The sequence below is a fragment of the Microtetraspora niveoalba genome, assembly GCF_001570405.1.
In the GTDB taxonomy this organism is placed as follows: Bacteria; Actinomycetota; Actinomycetes; order Streptosporangiales; family Streptosporangiaceae; genus Microtetraspora; species Microtetraspora niveoalba.
In genome coordinates this window covers 1-13984 of the sequence record NZ_BBYM01000068.1, presented here as the reverse complement: position 1 = coordinate 13984, position 13984 = coordinate 1, and the positions used below count along the sequence as shown (strand labels likewise).

The window sequence follows — 13984 nt, the reverse complement described above, 5'->3', positions numbered from 1 at the left end:
GCCGGCTGCGACCGCGTCGCGGCCTGGGGCGGCGCGGCGGCCGGCTTGGCGGGCGCCGGCTCGTCGAAGCCCGCCGCGATGACCGTCACCCGCACCTCGTCGCCGAGGGCGTCGTCGATCACCGTGCCGAAGATGATGTTGGCGTCCGGAGCCGCCGCGTTCGACACGAGCTGGGCCGCCTCGTTGATCTCGAACAGGCCCAGGTCGGAGCCGCCCGCGATCGACAGCAGCACGCCGTGCGCGCCGTCGATGCTGGCCTCGAGCAGCGGGCTGGAGACCGCCATCTCGGCCGCCGCGACCGAGCGGTCGTCGCCGCGGGCGTGCCCGATGCCCATGAGCGCGGAGCCCGCGCCGGACATGACGGACTTGACGTCGGCGAAGTCCAGGTTGATCAGACCGGGCGTGGTGATCAGGTCGGTGATGCCCTGCACACCGGAGAGGAGCACCTGGTCGGCGGCCTTGAACGCGTCCAGCACGCTGACCTGCCGGTCGGAGATGGAGAGCAGCCGGTCGTTCGGGATGACGATCAGCGTGTCCACCTCCTCGCGGAGGGTCTCTATTCCGGCCTCGGCCTGCATCGCCCGGCGCTTGCCCTCGAAGCTGAAGGGCCGGGTGACCACGCCGATGGTCAGGGCGCCGAGCGAGCGCGCGATGTTCGCCACGACCGGCGCGCCGCCGGTGCCGGTGCCGCCGCCCTCGCCCGCGGTGACGAACACCATGTCCGCCCCCTTGATGACCTCCTCGATCTCCTCTCGGTGGTCTTCCGCGGCCTTGCGGCCGACCTCGGGGTTGGCGCCGGCGCCCAGGCCGCGTGTGAGTTCGCGGCCGACGTCAAGCTTCACATCGGCGTCACTCATCAGCAGCGCCTGGGCGTCGGTGTTGATGGCGATGAACTCGACGCCCTTGAGTCCCTCCTCGATCATCCGGTTGACGGCGTTCACTCCGCCGCCGCCGATGCCGACGACCTTGATGACCGCGAGGTAGTTCTGCGGTGCTGCCACGACGAGGGGCCTTTCCGCTCGTTTGCGTTGGATGCGGGGGGTACCCGCGCTGTCTCAAAACTCTCACCCTCAAGTTGAGATTTAGAGTTATGTCAACCTGAAGATTGATACGGACAGTAGGGTTGCCCCTCCCTCAGGGTCAACTAACCTCGCCGTTAGCGCCGTCCGGCGTGTCGCGGCCTGTCCGATTCGCGAGCGCCTCTGATCACGCCTGCCCAGCATGATCGCGTTTCTCGTGAGATATCTCACTTCACCGTCACCACGTCCGGGGAGCTGACGTCGTACGAGCGGGCCGGCGTCCTGAGGAGGCGCTGCAGGACGCGCGCCTTCTCCTCGGAGCGCTCCGCGTCCCCCCACCTGACCGTGCGGCTGTCGGACAACCGGAGCGTGACCGACCCCGGCGAAGGCGCGGCGACCTCGCCGACACGCGCCTTGACGCCCTCGGGGAGGGCGGCCAGGACGGCCAGCGCGGATCGGGTCGCGAGGTCGTCGGGGGCGGGCCGCTGGACCCGCAGCAGAGGCAGCCGGACGGCGGCGCCCGCGTCTCCGAGGAAGACGCCGTAGCGGTCCACCGTCACCGTCCTGCCGGCCACCCGGGCCACGGCCAGCGGAGTGCGCTCGACGACGGAGACCTGGAGCGTCCCCGGCCAGGCGCGGTCCACCCGCGCCGACTCCACCTGGGTCAGCGCGGCGACCCGCCTGCGCACCTCTTCGAGGTCCACCCGGGCCAGCGGCGTGCCCGGAGCCACGCCGACGACCCGCCGCACCTCGTCGGGGGGCACGCGCACGCCTCCGCTGACCTGAACGTCGCGCACCCCGAGCACCGAGGAGAAGAAGACCAGCCACGTCGCCGCGCCGACCACGCCACCCGTCAGCAGGGTCGCCAGACCCACTCGCCAGATGGTCGCCCTCACGTCTCACTCCGATCGGCGGGAGGCCGCCCGGAGACGGCGCGCTCGCGTGCCCGGCTCCCCACCTTGGCAGCCCGGAGGCCGTCGCACCCGGCGACTCGCCGGGACTCGCCGGCCGTGGGGCCCGCGACTCCCGACACCGCTCACCCCGCCGACAGTTTCCCGACGATCAGCGGGCCCAGCTCGGTCACGTCGCCCGCGCCCATGGTGAGGACGATGTCCCCGGCCCTGGCCCGGCCGGCGACCAGCGCGGGCACCTCCGTCCGGTCCGGCGCGTACGCGACACGATCGGGCGGCAGCGGCACCTTCCCGGCCACCAGCGCGCCGGAGACGCCCGGCTCCGGGTCCTCGCGGGCGCCGTACACGTCCAGGACGATCGCCTCGTCGGCGAGGCCGAGGGCGGCGCCGAACTCGTCGGCGAAGAAGCGGGTGCGGGAGTAGAGGTGCGGCTGGAAGACGGCGATGACCCTGCCGCCCTCCGCCACCACGTCGCGGGCCGCGCGCAGGTCGGCGGCCAGCTCCGTCGGGTGGTGGGCGTAGCTGTCGAACACCGACACGCCGCCCGCCTCGCCCTTGGCCTCGAACCGCCGCTTGGCCCCGGTGAACACCGCGAGGCCGTCCCTGATCTCGTCGAACGGCAGGCCGAGCTCCAGGGCCACGGCGAGGACGGCCGTCGCGTTGAGCGCGTTGTGCCGGCCGGGGACGGCGAGCCGGACGGCGCCGTGCCCGGCGACCGTGAACTCCAGGCCGAGCCCCTTCGGCGCGATCCCGACGGCGCGCAGGTCGGCGCCCTCGGACTCGCCGTACGTGACGACCTTGAGGCCGCGCTCCCTGGCGGCCGGCACGAGGGCGGCGGCGCCGGGGTCGTCGGCGCAGACCACGAGCACCGACTCCACCCGCTCGGCGAAGCGCGCGAAGCTGTCGTAGACGGCCTGCGGCTCGCCGTAGTTGTCCAGGTGGTCGGGCTCGACGTTGGTCACCACCGCGATGCGCGGCGCGAGCATGAGGAACGATCCGTCGCTCTCGTCGGCCTCGGCCACGAAGACCTCGCCGTTGCCCTCGTCGGCGCCGAGACCGGTGGTGACGAGCTGCCCGCCGACGCAGTAGGACGGGTCGGCGCCGCACTTCTGCAGGGCCACCGTCAGCATGGAGGTCGTCGTCGTCTTGCCGTGGGTGCCGGCGACGGCGATGCCGGTGCGCCCGGCCATGACGGCGGCCAGCGCCGCGGCGCGCGGGATGACGCGCAGGTTCTGCCGCAGCGCCTCGCCCAGTTCGGGGTTGGAGTCGCGGATCGCGGTGGAGACGACGACGGTGTCGACGTTCTTGATGTGCGAGGCGGCGTGGCCGACGTGCACGACGGCGCCGAGGTCGCGCAGCTCGCCCAGCATCTCGGAGGTGCGGGCGTCACTGCCCGACACCGGCACACCGCGCTTGAGCAGGATGCGCGCGATGCCGGACATGCCGGCGCCGCCGATGCCGATGAAGTGCACCCGTCCCAGCTCCTCCGCAGGGACGGACCGTACGAGCTTGACAAGACTCACTGCTGGTTCCCCGCTCCTCGCGCCGTCTTCTCTCCCGGCGCCGTCGTCTCTCTCATCGGTGGGCGATCTCCAGGACCTTGCGGGCCAGGATGTCGTCGGCGTCCTTTCGGCCCATGCGGGACGCGGCCTCGGACATCATCGCGACGCGCTCCGGGTCCTGCAGGATGGGCAGCAGCATCCGGACGATCCACTCCGCCGACAGGTCGGCGTCGTCGACCATCAGACCGCCGCCCGCCTGCACGATGGGCTGGGCGTTGAGCCGCTGCTCGCCGTTGCCGTGCGGCAGCGGGACGTACGCCGCGGGCAGCCCGACGGCGGTCAGCTCGGCGCAGGTCATCGCGCCGCTGCGGCACAGCACGAGGTCGGCGGCCGCGTAGGCGAGGTCCATCCGGTCCACGTACGGGAGGATCACGTACTGCGGGTCGCCGGGGGGCGGCTCCATCTCGACCGTGTTCTTGGGGCCGATCACGTGCAGCACCTGGATGCCCGCCGCCCGCAGCACCGGTGAGGCCTCGATCGCGGCCCGGTTGATCGAGCGGGCTCCCTGGGAGCCGCCGAACACGAGCAGCGTGGTGCGGTCGGACTCCAGTCCGAAGTAGGACCTGGCCTTGTCCCCGAGGGAGAAGCGGTCCATCGTCACGACGTCGCGGCGCAGCGGGATGCCGACGCACTGGGCGCCCGGCAGCGCGGTCTCGGGGTGGCCGGTGAAGACATGGTCGGTCAGCCGGGCGCCGAGGCGGTTGGCGAGCCCCGGCCTCGGGTTGGCCTCGTGGATGACGATCGGGACGCCGCGCCTGCGCGCCGCGAGGTAGCCCGGCGTGGCGACGTATCCGCCGAAGCCCACCAGGACGTCGGCGTGGACGCGGTCCAGGACGCCGGCCGCCGCGTTGATCGCCCCGGCCAGGCGGCCGGGCACGGTGAGGAGCTGCGGCGTGAGCGCCCGCGGCAGCGGCACGGCGGGGATCAGCGCGAGCTCGTAACCCCGGGCGGGCACCAGCCGCGTCTCCAGGCCCCGCTCGGTGCCGAGGCAGGTGACGCCGATCGCCGGGTCCAGCCGTCGAAGCGCGTCGGCCAGCGCGAGCGCCGGCTCGATATGGCCGGCCGTGCCTCCGCCGGCGAGGACCACCCTCATGTCACTCCCTGCCCTCGGGGTCGGATCGAGCGCCGGGTCATCGGCCCGCGCGGCGAGATCTCGCCGCCGGACGACCCAGGCCAAGCCAGCTTAGAGCCCGAGCGGCCGGTCCCGGTCCACGGGCGGCGAGGGCCTCGGCGGCTCCGGGCTCCTGCTTGGCGAACGACAACAACATGCCAAGCGCGGCGAGCGTCGGCAACAGGGCCGATCCTCCGTACGACACGAGCGGGAGCGGGATGCCGGTGACGGGCAGCACGCCGATCACCGCGCCGATGTTGACGATGGCCTGGCCGGCGATCCACGCGACGGCCGCCGCGGCGGCCAGCCGGATGAACGGGTCGCTGACCCGGGAGGCGATCCGCAGCCCGGCGTAGCCGAGCAGGCCGAACAGCGCCACGACCACCAGGGTGCCCATCAGGCCGAGCTCCTCGCCGAGGATGGAGAAGATGAAGTCGCTCTCCGCGTGCGGCACCCAGTCCCACTTGGCCCGGCTGCTGCCCAGGCCGAGACCGAACCAGCCGCCCGTTCCCATCGCGATCTGCCCCTGCGCCGCCTGGTAGCCCTCGGCCTGCGCGGAGTCCCACACGTGCAGGAACCCGGTGAGCCGGGCCAGCCGGTACGGCTCGACCGTGATCATGATGACCGTGGCGAGCACGAGCAGCCCGAGCACCGCGACGAACAGCCGCACCGGCGCACCGACCACCCACAGCAGGGTCAGGAAGATCAGCATGAGCACGATCGTGGTGCCGAGGTCGCGGCCCAGCATGACCAGGACCGCGAGGATGGCCACGCCCGGCATCAGCGGGACGAGCAGGTGCCGCCACTCGATCAGTCCGCCCCTGGCCTTGCGCGCCAGCATGTCGGCCCCCCACAGGACCAGCGCGAGCTTGGCCGGCTCCGAGGGCTGCACGGTGAAGCCGCCGACGTAGATCCACCGCTGCGCGCCCAGCTCGCTCGCGCCGATGAAGATCACCATGACCAGGCCGATGATCGAGATCGCCAGCAGCGGATATCCCGCGAACTGGAAGAAGCGCCGGGGCAGCCGCGAGCAGAGGTACATGATGGGCAGGCCGACGGCGGCCGCTCCGATCTGCCGCAGGAAGAGGTAGAACGGCGACCGCCCCTCGCTGATCTGCATCGACTCGATGCTCGACGCCGACAGCACCATCATCAGGCCGAGGGCGAGGAGCAGCGCGCTGCACCCGAGGACCAGGTAGTACGAGACAAGCGGCCGCCCGAGGATCTCACGGAGCCGGGCCCGCCACCGGAGCATGTCGTGCGCGTTCGCGGGCTTCTCCGCCGCCTCAGTCGTCATATCCGCTTTCGTCCTCGAATCCCCCGGCGTGATGTGCCTAGCCGGAAAGCCGGTGGACCGCTCGCGCGAAGGCGTCCCCTCGCGCGCCGTACCCCGGCCACATGTCCAGCGACGCCCCGGCGGGCGCGAGCAGCACGGTGTCACCGGGGGACGCGAGCCGCCGGGCCTGCCCGACGACGCGGTCCATCACTCCAGTGTCTTGCCCCGGAACGTCAACGACCGGCACATTCGCGGCGTGTCGCGCCAGAGCCTCGCGGATCCGCTCACGGTCCTGGCCGAGCAGCACCGCGCCCCGGAGCCGGGGGGCGGCCCGGCGGACCAGGTCGTCGACGTCCGCGCCCTTCAACTGGCCTCCGGCGATCCACACCACCGACGGGAAGGCCGCGAGCGAGGCGGCGGCGGCGTGCGGGTTCGTGGCCTTGGAGTCGTCCACGTAGTCGACGCCGTCCACGGTGGCGACGTGCGCGATCCGGTGCGGGTCCGGCGTGAAGGACCGCAGGCCCCGCCGTACGGCGTCGGCGGGCACGCCGTACGCGCGGGCGAGCGCCGCGGCGGCGAGCGCGTTGGCGACGTTGTGCGGCGCGAACGGCGTGATGTCGCCGAGGTCGGCGAGCTCCTCGGCCTCGCGCGCGGGGTCGGCCACGAAGGCCCGGTCGACCAGCAGCTCCTCGACCACGCCGAGCTGACCGGGCCGGGGCGTGCCGAGCGTGAAGCCGACGAGCCGCGCGTCGCCGCCGCGCGCCTCCCCCGGCCGGTACGGCCCGGCCAGCCGCTCGCACCACTCGTCGTCGGCGTTGTAGACGACCACGCCCGCCCGCTCGAAGATCCGCGCCTTGGCGGCGGCGTACTCCTCCATGGACCCGTGCCAGTCGATGTGGTCGGGGGCGACGTTCAGCAGCGCGGCCGCCCGCGGCTCGAGGCTCGAGGACCAGTGGAGCTGGAAGCTCGACAACTCGACCGCCAGCACGTCGTACGGCTCGCGCACGGCCGCCGCGATGGGCACGCCGACGTTGCCGACGGCGGCGGCGCGGTGCCCGGCCGCGATCAGGATCGAGGTCAGCATCCGCACGGCGGTGGTCTTGCCGTTGGTCCCGGTCAGGGCGAGCCAGGCGGCGGCGGAGCCGTCCGGGCCGCGCAGCCGCCAGGCCAGCTCGACCTCGCCGATCACCTCTACCCCGGCGCGCGCGGCGGCGGCCAGCAGCGGATGGCCGGGACGCCAGCCGGGCGAGGTGACGAGGAGCGAGGTCCCCTCGGGGAGGATCGGCTCGCCGAACCGCACCTCGACGCCGAGGGGGGCCAGCTCGGCGGCGGCCGTCCGCTGGCGCTCGCCCGCGTTCGCCTCCAGGACCACGACCCGCTCGCCCGCGGCGGCCAGGCCGCGGGCGGCGGCGGCGCCGGAGACCCCGAGCCCGGCGACGACGACCACGCTCACTGCTTGGGCATCCATTCGAGGTAGAAGAGGCCGAGCGCGGAGGCGGCGCAGAGCGCGGCGATCAGCCAGAACCGCACCACGATGGTGGTCTCGGCCCAGCCCTTCAGCTCGAAGTGGTGCTGGAGCGGCGCCATGCGGAACACGCGTTTACCGGTCATCTTGAAGAAGCCGACCTGGATCATGACCGAGGCGGTGATGACGACCGGCAGGCCCGCCAGGATGACCAGCAGGAGCTGGGTGCGGGTGGTGAACGCCAGGCCGGCGATGACGCCGCCCAGGGCGAGCGAGCCCGTGTCACCCATGAAGATCTTGGCGGGCGGCGCGTTCCACCACAGGAAGCCGACCAGGGCGCCGAGCACGGCGGCGGCGACCACGGCGAGGTCGAGCGGGTCGCGCACCCAGTAGCAGTTCGGGCCGAGCGCCGTCGTGCAGCTGTTGCGGAGCTGCCAGTTGCCGATCAGCACGTACGACGCCAGCACGACGCCGGTCGCACCGCTGGCCAGCCCGTCCAGGCCGTCGGTGAGGTTCACCGCGTTGGAGAAGCCCACGATGATGAACAGCACCCAGATCGTGAACGCCACCAGCCCGATCGACGGCCCGAAGTCCCGCAGGAACGACAGCCGCGTCTCCGCCGGGGTGATGTCGTACGCGTTGGGGAACTGCACGCACAGCACCGCGAAGACCGCGCCGACGACGAGCTGGCCGAGCGCCTTGGCGCCGCTGCGCAGGCCCAGGCTGCGCTGCTTGTAGATCTTGATGAAGTCGTCGAGGAACCCGACGAGGCCGAGGCCGGTCATCAGGAACAGCACCAGCAGCGCCGACACCGTCGGCGGCTCCGGCGTCGAGGAGAAGAACGTCATCAGGTGCGCGCTGAAGTAGCCGATCAGCGCCGCGATGACGATCACGGTGCCGCCCATGGTGGGGGTGCCCCGCTTGTCGTAGTGCCCCGAGGGGCCCTCCTCGCGGATGTTCTGGCCGTAGCCGCGCCGCGCGAAGAGCCGGATCGCCAGCGGGGTGCCCGCCATGGACAGCAGCAGCGACACCATGGCGGCGATGAGGATGTTCCTCACCGGGCGTCACCCCCGAGCAGGGCCTCGGCGACCCGTTCGAGACCGGCCGCGCGCGGCCCTTTCACCAGCACCACGTCTCCCGGCCGCAGCCGGGCCGACAGCTCCGCGGCGGCGGCCGCGGCGTCGGGCACGTGCAGCGCGCCCGGCGCGCCCGCGAGGACCGGCCCCGCGTCCTCCCCGACGACGATCAGCCCCTCCAGCCCGGCGCCCGCGGCGAGCCGTCCGAGGTCCTCGTTCAGCGCCGCGCTCTCCTCTCCCAGCTCGCGCAGCGCCGCGATCACGGCGAACCTGCGCCGCCCCTCGCCGAGCACGGCGAGGCTGTCGAACGCCGCCCGCATCGAGTCGGGGTTGGCGTTGTAGGCGTCGTTGACGACGGTGACGCCGTCGGGCCGGTCGGTGACCTCCATGCGCCAGCGGCTGCGCGGCTCGGCCTCCGACAGCTCCTCGGCGATCGTCCCGACCGGGAGCCCCAGCTCGTAGGCGGCGGCCGCCGCCGCGAGGGCGTTCTCCACCGCGTGCGCGCCGTGCAGGCGCAGCCGTACGGCGGCGGCCCCGGAGGGCGTGCGCAGCGTGAAGGACGCGCGGCCCCGGGCGTCGAGCGTCACGTCCTCGGCCCGCACGGAGGCGTCGGCCGAGCGCCCGAAGAAGGTCACCCGGGCGCGGGTGCGACCGGCCATCGCGGCGACCAGCGGGTCGTCGGCGTTGAGCACGGCCACCCCGTCCTCCGGCAGCGCCTCCACCAGCTCGCCCTTGGCCCGCGCGATCGCCTCCTTGCCGCCGAACACGCCGAGGTGGGCGGTGCCGACGTTCAGCACGACGCCGATCCGCGGCGGCGCGATCCGCGCCAGCTCGGCGATGTGGCCGACGTTGCGCGCGCTCAGCTCCAGGACCAGGAAGCGGGTCGCCTCGTCCGCCCGCAGCACGGTCAGGGGGTGGCCGATCTCGTTGTTGTACGAGCCGACGGGGGCCACGGTGGGGCCCATCCGGGCGGCGAGCCTGGCCAGCAGGTCCTTGGTCGTGGTCTTGCCGGCCGAGCCGGTCACACCGACGACGGTCGCGGCGGGGATCTCGGCGACCACGGCGTTCGCCAGCGCGCCCAGGGCGGCCACGACATCGCCCACGATCACGGCCGGCGCCTCGACGGGCCGGGACGCGAGGACCGCGACCGCCCCGTCCGCGCACGCGCGCGCGGCGAAGTCGTGGCCGTCCGCGCGCTCTCCCTTGATCGCGACGAACAGCGATCCCGGCTCGACGGCCCGCGAGTCGATCACGACGGGGCCGCGGACCACCGCGCGGGCGTCGGCCATGCCGGTGAGCGCACCCGAGGCGATCTCGGCGACCCGGGCCAACGGCAACGGGATCATGCGTCTTTCCTGCTCTCTATCACGTTGATCGGTCGGTTCGGCCTCGCCTCACGCGCCCTGCGGCGCGTCGTGCCCGGCTCGGCTTCCTCTCCTGGAGATGGCCTCGGCGACCACCTCGCGATCGTCGAAGGGGATGACCCGCCCCTCGACGTACTGCCCCTGCTCGTGGCCCTTGCCGGCCACGACGACGACGTCTCCCTCCGCCGCTCCCGCGATGGCGAGTTCGATCGCGGCGGCCCGGTCGGGCTCCACGATCACGTGCGCTCGTTCGCCCTTGGGCACTCTGAGCGCTCCCTCCATCATCGCGGCCAGGATGGCCAGCGGATCCTCGCTCCTGGGGTTGTCGCTGGTGAGGATCGCGACGTCGGCCAGCCGCGCGGCCGCCTCGCCCATGAGCGGGCGCTTGCCGCGGTCGCGGTCGCCGCCGCAGCCCAGCACGACGACGAGGCGACCCCGGGTCACCTCGCGCAGCGAGCCGAGCACCGACTCTACGGCACCGGGCTTGTGAGCGTAGTCCACGATCGCCTGGAAGCCGACCCCACCGGGCACCCGCTCCATCCGTCCGGGGACTCCGCCGAACGCGCCGATCCCGGCGACCGCCGCCTGGAGGCCGACGCCGGCCTCGACGAGCGCGACGATCACGCCGAGGGAGTTGGCCACGTTGAACGGGCCGGGCAGGGCCACCGACACGTCGGCCTCGACCCCGCCGGGGCCCACGACGCGGAAGGCGCTGCCGTCGGCGCCCAGGCGCACGTCCTCGGCCCTCCAGTCGGCCTCGGGAGCGCCCTTGGCGGAGAAGGTCGTCGTCGGGACCTTGGCCCTGCCCAGGAGCTCACGCCCGTACGGGTCGTCGATGTTGACCACGCCGACGCGGGACAGCTCGGGGGTGAACAACCTCGCCTTGGTGGAGAAGTAGTCCTCAAGGTCGCTGTGGAAGTCCAGGTGGTCCTGCGACAGGTTCGTGAAGATCGCGACATCGTAGAAGATCCCGTCCACGCGCCCGAGGGCGAGGGCGTGGCTCGACACCTCCATGGCGGCGGCGGACACGCCCTGCTCGCGCATCAGCGCGAAGAGCCCGTGCAGGTCGCTGGCCTCCGGAGTGGTGAGCTCCGGCGTGAACCGCAGGTCGCCCGCGCGGATCTCCACGCCCCCGACCAGGCCGGTGCGGTGGCCCGCGGCCCGCAGCCCCGCCTCCAGCAGGAAGGTGGACGTCGACTTGCCGCTGGTGCCCGTCACGCCGATGACCATGACCTCGCGGGCCGGGGTGCCGTACACCCAGGCGGAGACCTGGCCGAGCACCGCCCGCGGGTCGGGCACGACGAGCACCGGCAGACCGGTCTGCGCGGCCGCCTCGCGGCCCTCCTCGTCGGTGAGGATCGCCACCGCCCCCGCCGCCATGGCCTCGCGGGAGAACGCCGCGCCGTGGGCGTTCTTGCCCGGGATCGCGACGTACAGGTCGCCGCGCCGGATGCGGCGGGAGTCGATGCCGATGCCGGTGACGGCGCCGCGCGGCGCCCTGGCGCCCGGCGCGGGCACGACGGAGGACGTGCCGAGAAGGGCCGTCAGACCGGACAGCGGGCGGGCCGGGACGGCCTCGGGACGCATGGAGAACGGGGGACGCACGGCGAGAGCGTACCTTCCCCGGTCACTCTCCGGCGCGAAGGACGGCCCTGGGCGCCTTCGTGCCGGTCGGCGGGATCTTCCTGGTCTTCAAGGCGAAGCTCATGACCTCCTTGAACACCGGCGCGGCCACCGCCCCGCCGTAATGGCCCTTCTTCGGATCCTGGATGACGGCCAGCGCCATCAGGCGCGGCGCGTCCGCCGGGGTGAAGCCGACGAACGTGGCCGTGTATCCGCAGTACCCAGCGCACTTCTGGTCGTACCGCATGGCCGTGCCGGTCTTTCCCGCCACACGATATCCGGGGATCGCCGCCTCCGTTCCCGTGCCGTCGTTGCCCACGGCGGCTTCGAGCATCCCGGAGATCTGCCGGGCGGTCGCCTCGCTGATCACCCGCGTCTGCTTGGGGGTGGGGGCCGGGACCAGCCGCCCGTGGTCGTCGGTGGTGCCCGCGATCAGCGAGGGCGTCACCCGCACGCCGCCGTTGGCGATCGTCTGGTAGACGCTCGCCATCTGCAGCGCGGTGACGGACACGCCCTGTCCGTACGCCACCGTGCAGCGCTGGCTGCCGGACCAGGTCCGCCAGTCGGGCAGCAGGCCCGCCTCCTCGCCCGGAAGGCCCGAGCCGCTCGTGGAGCCGAACCCGAACGCGCGGATGGTGTCGTACAGCCGCTGGTCGCTGAGCTTGCGCGCGGCCAGGATCGTGCCGACGTTGCTGGACTCCGCGATGATCCCGGTGAAGGTGAGCCGCTCGGGCGGGTGCGTGTGGGCGTCCTTGAGCGTGCGGTCGGCGCACTGGATCTGGTCGGGCACCCGGAAGACCGTGTTCGGGGTCACCCCGGCGTGCTCGATCGCCGCGGCGGCGGTGATCACCTTGTTGGTGCTGCCCGGCTCGAACACCTCGGAGACGGCGCGGTTGGACCGGTTCTCCGCGGGGACGGCGTCCCAGCGGTTCAGGTCCACTCCGGGCGAGTTCGCCATGGCGAGGATGTGGCCGGTCTTGATGTCCATCACGATCACGCTGCCGCTGGCCGCGTCGCTGGCCCGGACCTGGCGGTCGATCGCCTGCTCGGCCGACCACTGGATGTCCCGTTCGATGGTCAGGCGCACGTCGTGGCCCGGCACCGGCTCCTTGCGGGTGCTGCGCGTCATCGGGATGCGCTCGCCGCCCCGGCCGATCTCGATGCTCTGCTGGCCGTCCTGCCCGGCCAGGACCTTGTCGTACGTGCGCTCGAGGCCTTCGAGCCCGTGCCCGTCGTAGCCGACGAAGCCGAGCAGGCTTCCGGCGAGCCTGCCGCCGGGATACAGGCGCTGGTAGGTCGGTTTCGAACCGACGCCCTTGAGCCCGAGGCCCATGATCTTCTTGGCGCGCAGCGGCTCGACGTCCCGGTCGAGGGGGATGTACCGCTGCTCGGTCTTCGCGAGCGCGGCGTCCACCTTCTCCTTGGGCAGGTTCAGCTCCCTGGCCAGCGTCGCGCTCACCAGGTCCCGCTTCTTGGGGTCCACGTCGTACGGGTCGACGTAGATCTCGGCCGCGTCCTTGGTGAGGGCCAGCTCGTTGCCGTTCACGTCCGTGATCGAGCCGCGCTTGGCCGGCAGCGTCTCCGGCTGGACCCGCTGCCGGGCGGCCTTCTCCTGGAGCACCTTCGAGTCCAGGCCCTGGAGCTGGACGAGGCGTCCCGCGAACAGCGACAGCACGAACGCCATCGCGATCAGCCCGGCGTGCAGCCGTCGCTCGGGGTTGCCGAGGCGCAGCACGGCGGGCGGCCGGGGCGGCGGGTTCCTGGGCGGATTGCCCGGAGGGCGTCCGGAGGAGCGGGGGCCCCGCACGCGCAGGGTCTCCTCCCCGTCGTCCCTCCTCGGGCCGCGCGGCCCTCCGGCGCGCGGCTCGCCGTTCCTCCCCCTGGCGGGGTCGTCTCCCGTACGGCGGGGCCCGCCGGGACGGGGATCGCCCGCGGGGCCGCCGGAGCGGCCGTTGGGGGACGCGGGCCGACCGGCCCCGGAAGGGGGCCTGCCGGAGCCCGTCCCGGGCCTCGCCGAGCCGTTTGCGGGCTTGCCCGGACCGGAGGAGGGGCGCCCTGATCCGTTCGCGGGTTTGCCCGGCCCGGACGCGGGCGTGCCCGAGCCGGAACCGGTTTTGCCGGAGCCGTTCGCGGGACGTCCCGCGCCGTTCGCCGGTTTTCCGGTGCCGTTCGCCGGTTTTCCCGTGCCGTTCGCGGGACGCCCGGAACCGTTCGCGGGTCTCCCCGCCCCGGACGCGGGCGTGCCCGAGCCGGAGGAGGGTCTGCCGGAGCCGCCCGAAGCGGGACGGCCGGAGCCCGGGAGGGGCCTGCCGCCGCCGGCGCTCTGCGGCCCGCGCCGGCCCGATCCGGCGCCCGGCCCCTGGGCTCGTCCGCCGCCGCTTCCCGGGCCCTGACCGCCGCGCCCGCCCGAACCGCCGCCGGGGCCCTGACCGCCGCGTCCGCCCGGGCCGCCGCGGCCGGGCCCCGGGTTCCGGCCGCCGCCCTCTCTCACCGGCCCGCGCCCTCCGTCTCACCACCGGTACGGGTGCCGGTCTCTGCGTCGAGGAAACGCGGAGGGGCGGTCTGGCCGGTGTCCAG

At 73.5% G+C, this 13984-nt stretch carries 10 protein-coding genes; all 10 read right to left on the bottom strand.

From position 1 onward, the window contains the following. Positions 1 to 1001: cell division protein FtsZ (ftsZ, locus tag AWQ70_RS36820; RefSeq protein WP_067186825.1), on the bottom strand; the 1001-nt coding region annotated here is incomplete at its 3' end. Positions 1002 to 1246: 245 nt separating this feature from the next. Beyond that, positions 1247 to 1894, bottom strand: coding sequence for a cell division protein FtsQ/DivIB (locus tag AWQ70_RS36815; protein ID WP_245647327.1), 648 nt, complete (start codon positions 1892 to 1894; stop codon positions 1247 to 1249). Between the two features lie 161 nt (positions 1895 to 2055). Beyond that, positions 2056 to 3453, bottom strand: coding sequence for a UDP-N-acetylmuramate--L-alanine ligase (murC, locus tag AWQ70_RS36810; protein ID WP_067186823.1), 1398 nt, complete (start codon positions 3451 to 3453; stop codon positions 2056 to 2058). 52 nt (positions 3454 to 3505) lie between these two features. Then, positions 3506 to 4585, bottom strand: coding sequence for an undecaprenyldiphospho-muramoylpentapeptide beta-N-acetylglucosaminyltransferase (gene murG / locus AWQ70_RS36805; RefSeq protein WP_067186820.1), 1080 nt, complete (start codon positions 4583 to 4585; stop codon positions 3506 to 3508). Between the two features lie 37 nt (positions 4586 to 4622). Next, entirely contained in the window at positions 4623 to 5858 is a 1236-nt protein-coding gene (gene ftsW / locus AWQ70_RS36800; RefSeq protein ID WP_245647328.1) for a putative lipid II flippase FtsW, read from the bottom strand. A 79-nt stretch (positions 5859 to 5937) separates the two neighbouring features. Then, complete coding sequence (murD, locus tag AWQ70_RS36795) at positions 5938 to 7347, bottom strand: UDP-N-acetylmuramoyl-L-alanine--D-glutamate ligase (protein ID WP_067186815.1); 1410 nt, start codon at positions 7345 to 7347, stop codon at positions 5938 to 5940. After that, positions 7329 to 8402 carry a phospho-N-acetylmuramoyl-pentapeptide-transferase gene (gene mraY, locus AWQ70_RS36790; RefSeq protein WP_084518215.1) on the bottom strand — a complete coding sequence of 358 codons (1074 nt, stop codon included), beginning with the start codon at positions 8400 to 8402 and terminating at the stop codon, positions 7329 to 7331. The genes murD and mraY overlap by 19 nt, the downstream gene beginning before the upstream one ends. Further along, on the bottom strand, positions 8399 to 9766 hold the full coding sequence (locus AWQ70_RS36785; RefSeq protein ID WP_067186813.1) for a UDP-N-acetylmuramoyl-tripeptide--D-alanyl-D-alanine ligase: 1368 nt from the start codon (positions 9764 to 9766) through the stop codon (positions 8399 to 8401). The genes mraY and AWQ70_RS36785 overlap by 4 nt, the downstream gene beginning before the upstream one ends. 48 nt (positions 9767 to 9814) lie before the next feature. Next, entirely contained in the window at positions 9815 to 11371 is a 1557-nt protein-coding gene (locus tag AWQ70_RS36780) for a UDP-N-acetylmuramoyl-L-alanyl-D-glutamate--2,6-diaminopimelate ligase (protein WP_067186810.1), read from the bottom strand. A gap of 40 nt (positions 11372 to 11411) precedes the next feature. Next, the gene (locus AWQ70_RS36775; protein WP_067186808.1) at positions 11412 to 13142 is read right to left on the bottom strand and encodes a peptidoglycan D,D-transpeptidase FtsI family protein; all 1731 of its coding nucleotides are present in this window, start codon (positions 13140 to 13142) and stop codon (positions 11412 to 11414) included. Positions 13143 to 13984: the final 842 nt, after the last annotated feature.